Source organism: Lutibacter sp. B1, from assembly GCF_012524075.1.
Lineage (GTDB): Bacteria > Bacteroidota > Bacteroidia > Flavobacteriales > Flavobacteriaceae > Lutibacter.
Genome location: NZ_JAAZUI010000096.1, coordinates 1 through 1,320 on the forward strand (window position 1 = coordinate 1; position 1,320 = coordinate 1,320).

At 31.4% G+C, this 1,320-nt stretch carries 1 protein-coding gene; it reads left to right on the plus strand.

All coding sequences use genetic code 11. The features are described 5' to 3' along the window. Positions 1-1,185: hypothetical protein (locus tag HGB55_RS15005; RefSeq protein ID WP_371807831.1), on the plus strand; the 1,185-nt coding region annotated here is incomplete at its 5' end. Positions 1,186-1,320 lie beyond the last annotated feature (135 nt).

Genomic DNA, 1,320 nt, shown 5'->3' on the forward strand with positions numbered 1-1,320 from the left:
CCGTTGGCAACAAGCTTAAAAAAATTACGAATGAAAAACAAAATACTGATTTTATTACTGACTATATCATCTTTAATTGGCTTTGGTCAGAACTCAAATGAAAATGTTTTATATGTTGTCGATTCTATTCCTGTAATAGAAGAACCGAAAGAAGGATTTGGAACTTTAACGGAAAACGAAATTGATAATGTTGTTGTCGTAAAAGACAAAAAAGTAATAGAATCTTCTGGCTACAAAGATTTGGATGGAATTATTTATGTTTTTACAAAAGAATATGTAAAAAGACCTGATAGCATAAAAGCAATCCCGACAACTAAATTAATGACCAAAAAAAATGGAACTTGGTATTTAAAAAATAGTTCAATACCATATTCAGGAAAATTTATTGACTATTATCTAACTGGAAAAAAACAAGGCGAAGGAATTTTGTTTAACGGAAAACTAAAAGGTAAACGCCTACTCTACCATTTAAGTGGAAATATATCTGACAAAATTGAATACGAGAACGGAATTTCAAACGGACTTGAGCAAAGATTTTATGAAGATGGAACTTTAATGCAAAAAGGGAGTTTTAAGAACGGAAAGGAAATTGGAATTTGGGAAATGTATCATCCAAACAGACAATTAAAACAACGGACAAACTTTGTGAATGGAAAAATGGATGGAGAATCCGTTTCGTATTACTCAACAGGAGAAATAAAAGGAAAAAACATCTACAAAAATGGTGTTTACCAAAAGGATAAAATAAATGACAAACTTTTCAGGTTTTACAACGAGTCTCAAGAATTGTACAAACAAGTAAACTATAAAGGAGCAATAAAGAAATTAGATAAAGCATTGGAATTGGAACCAAATTGGGCTGACGGATATTTTGCAAGAGCCACAATGAAATTAAATGATTTTCAGTTTGATGAGGCAATAGAAGATTTCAATAAAACTCTTGAGATTGAGCCGTATTTTACTAATGCTTATTCTAACCGAGCTTTTGCAATTTTACGAAAATATGAGCTTGGAAATGGTCGAACCTTATCAAAATCAAAAGACATCCAAATAATCGCATCAAAAGAAACTGAAATTCCAGAATCGGAACTGACTAAAATTTGTGCGGATTTGAAAAAAGCTGTGTCACTTGGAGATGATAATTGGATGGTTTTAGAAGCATTAGAAAAACATTGTAAAGAATAAAGCCAGTTGCCAACACCGTATATAATTTATTGCTAGTTCTAGCCTACTTACGAAAATCCTCGCGGATTTTCTATTCGGTTTTTATTTACTAAATTAGGTGCTTAAAACACGCAACAAACCATATACAAACACGTT